The sequence below is a fragment of the Gelidibacter sp. genome, from assembly GCF_035515035.1.
Taxonomy (GTDB): Bacteria; Bacteroidota; Bacteroidia; order Flavobacteriales; family Flavobacteriaceae; genus Gelidibacter.
Genome location: NZ_DATJCA010000170.1, coordinates 1 through 2,763, shown reverse-complemented (window position 1 = coordinate 2,763; position 2,763 = coordinate 1). Strand labels below are relative to the sequence as shown.

The 2,763-nt window shown below is 43.1% G+C and carries 4 protein-coding genes and 1 pseudogene; 4 read left to right on the top strand and 1 reads right to left on the bottom strand.

Translation table 11 applies throughout. The features are described 5' to 3' along the window. From VLZ86_RS14670 to VLZ86_RS14655, 4 genes are all read left to right on the top strand, one after another. Nucleotides 1-260 (top strand): 3'-5' exonuclease (locus VLZ86_RS14670; RefSeq protein ID WP_325452662.1); only part of this gene is annotated, 260 nt, incomplete at its 5' end. A gap of 282 nt (nucleotides 261-542) precedes the next feature. Continuing rightward, a complete protein-coding gene (locus VLZ86_RS14665; RefSeq protein ID WP_325452660.1) occupies nucleotides 543-1,124 on the top strand; it encodes a DUF421 domain-containing protein in 582 nt (193 codons plus the stop codon). An 80-nt stretch (nucleotides 1,125-1,204) separates the two neighbouring features. After that, nucleotides 1,205-1,876: a type 1 glutamine amidotransferase domain-containing protein gene (locus VLZ86_RS14660; RefSeq protein WP_325452664.1), complete on the top strand. Its 672-nt coding sequence runs from the start codon at nucleotides 1,205-1,207 to the stop codon at nucleotides 1,874-1,876. A gap of 39 nt (nucleotides 1,877-1,915) precedes the next feature. Continuing rightward, nucleotides 1,916-2,356, top strand: coding sequence for a hypothetical protein (locus VLZ86_RS14655; RefSeq protein ID WP_325452658.1), 441 nt, complete (start codon nucleotides 1,916-1,918; stop codon nucleotides 2,354-2,356). A gap of 95 nt (nucleotides 2,357-2,451) precedes the next feature. Here VLZ86_RS14655 and VLZ86_RS14650 read toward each other — a convergent pair. Then, nucleotides 2,452-2,763 (bottom strand): annotated as a pseudogene (locus VLZ86_RS14650) (esterase family protein); the annotation flags it as partial.

Genomic DNA, 2,763 nt, shown 5'->3' with positions numbered 1-2,763 from the left:
AGGAAAAAATAGAAGAAGATCGGCGCGTTCTTTATGTGGCCTTGACTAGGGCGAAAAATGAATTGCTGATCACTCGGGATACCAATTCGATCAGTACCGTTCATAAAACCAATGCGGCGGGCTTTAGCTCCAATTATTTTCTGGAAGAACTTCCAAAACACCTGACCGAACAATTGGTCAATCCGTACACCTTGGTAAAGCCGCGCGATATTTCGAAGCCAAATGATCTGGACCTCTCCTTCGGAATGGATTTTTCCTAAGGCGGTCTACACTTTTTAGGGCACGGTAGCTTATGGCCCATCGTGCTAACAATGTCCATTTGGCAATAGAGGAGAGCCTGATTTTAATTGACTTGGTGAAGGTCCCGTAATCACAGAAACTTTCAATTTTATTTTTATTCCGTCCAACTTTATCCCTTATGAATTAACGATTTGGCGTTTTTCATCCTACTTTTATCCTGCTTTCTTGTGATACAAATCAAGTAATTACCGAATTTTTATGGGGATGGGTTTTTATTTTATAATGGTGAATCTGAAATTTATATGATTAATAAATCGCTGTTGATGTGGACCGTAATGGTGGAAGCGCATCCGGTTAGGGAGGCTCTTAACGCACTCTTTGATTTGAATAAAAAAACATTTTTCCTGATCCTTTTTTCAACGTTATTCATTTATATCGTAGTTATTTTATACACTCGGATCTTTGGGAAGCGCAGTTTTTCTAAAATGTCCAGTTTTGACTTTGCCATGACCGTAGCGGTGGGATCCATGATTGCCACAACTATTTTATCAGACAGCGTCAGTTTTTTAGAAGGGGCAGTTGGGCTATTCACCGTGTATCTACTGCAATTGGTAGCGGCGTTCTTTAGACGTTACCCCTGGTTTAGAAAATTGACCGATAATCAGCCGACCTTGTTAATGGATGGCGAAAATTTATTAAGGGAGAATATGAGGGCCGTAAGGGTTACAGAAGGAGACATCCGTTCAAAGTTGAGAGAAGCCAACGTGATTAAATTATCTGACATTAAAGCGGTGGTCTTCGAAACCACCGGAGACCTGATAGTATTACATAAAGACAGTGCGGACGAGATTGACGATTGGCTGTTAAAAGATGTCCGACGCTAAGGAATCCACCTCTCATAATGTCACCGATAAATATAAAATGGTTAAAAACACGAATACTCTAGATTATGAAAAAGATTTTAATGGTATTGACATCACACGAAGCCTTACTCAATACCGACAGTACCACAGGCTTGTGGATTGGTGAATTTACAGATCCCTACTACGAATTTATCGACTCGAATTACACCGTAGTGCTGGCCAGTCCAAAAGGAGGCCATCCGCCCATAGATCCCATGAGTGAATTGACCAAAAACATCACCGGATCCAACCGCCGATTCCAAGACGATGATTTCGCTAAACATGCATTAAAACACACCCTTTTACTGGAGGATATGGTGGCCGGCGATTTCGATGCGGTTTTCTACCCGGGAGGTCACGGGCCCATGTTCGATTTGGCAACCGATGAAAACAGTGGCCGACTGATTGTAGAGCTGCTTTCGCAGAACAAGCCGGTGGCCGCGGTCTGTCACGGTCCCGCCGCACTATTGAAGGCCGCACAGCTTGAACCGTCGCTTCTACGCGGAAAAAGAGTTACTGGATTTTCTAATGCTGAGGAAAAATTGGCTTTAAGGGTCTCAACCATTCCGTATACCTTGGAAGATAAATTGAAAGAAATGGGTGCGGACTACCACAAAGCAGTCGTGCCATTTATGTCGCATGTAGAAACGGATGGCCTGCTCATTACCGGACAAAACCCATTGTCCGCCGGACCCACCGCGAAGGCACTCATCGCGTTATTGGAGAATCATTAAAACACTCCGATTGCTTTATGGAGATCAAAATTTTATAGGATGTCCTTGTTGTTATATATCCTGATGTGGTTAGTGGCGGTAGTGTGTATGACGCTTTTCAGCGCTCTATGGAGTACGGTTTCCGGGCACCAATATAGGGAACTTGTCTTACTTTCAAAACTCCTGCAGCACTTCAGCAAGACACCGGTATCGGAACGTGTAATCTACGCATTGGGGTGGGGCATCCATCTCTTTTTAGGGATCATTTTTTTGATCTTTTATGAAGCCTTATGGGCACTTACCAACGTGCCCAGAACTTTTTTATGGAGCTTGGCGTTTGGTGGGATCTTAGGAATCATGGGGATTTTGGGATGGACAGTGTTATTTAAAATCGCCGATTTCCCAGCGCAATTTGATTACCCGCAGTTTTATCTTCAGCTATTTTTTGCCCATCAGGTGTTTGCCATTACGGCGCTTTATTTTTATTTAGCCGCTACTTAAACCTCGAATCTGTCAATTTGTAAAGCGATTGTTCACGCTGTGCCATAAGTAATTATGACACAATATAAAATGCACTCCGTTCCTTTTATCGAATCTCACCCTTTAAAATAAGTATCAAAAAACAGCAGTTGGTATTGGATGGCATTGGCCCAGTACTCCCAATTATGGTTCCCAGGACGTTCAATATAATCGTGGGGAATATTCCGCTCCACCATTTTCTCGTGCAAGCGCTTGTTCGCATCGTAAAAGAAATCGCTAACCCCACAGTCAAAGATCAGTTTTAAATTATCGCCTTGCAGTAGATACACCAGATTGATGACCGTGTGGGCTTCCCAATGCTCTGGGTGTTCAGCATAATTTCCCAAGCGTTTCGCTAAATCCCAGTTGTTTGGAAAAGGCCGAATATC

What these genes read in the sequence shown, in the direction of transcription:
- VLZ86_RS14665 (WP_325452660.1), top strand. Translation starts at nt 543, where the DNA reads ATGATTAATAAATCGCTGTTGATGTGGACCGTAATGGTGGAAGCGCAT.
- VLZ86_RS14660 (WP_325452664.1), top strand. Translation starts at nt 1,205, where the DNA reads ATGGTATTGACATCACACGAAGCCTTACTCAATACCGACAGTACCACA.
- VLZ86_RS14655 (WP_325452658.1), top strand. Translation starts at nt 1,916, where the DNA reads ATGTCCTTGTTGTTATATATCCTGATGTGGTTAGTGGCGGTAGTGTGT.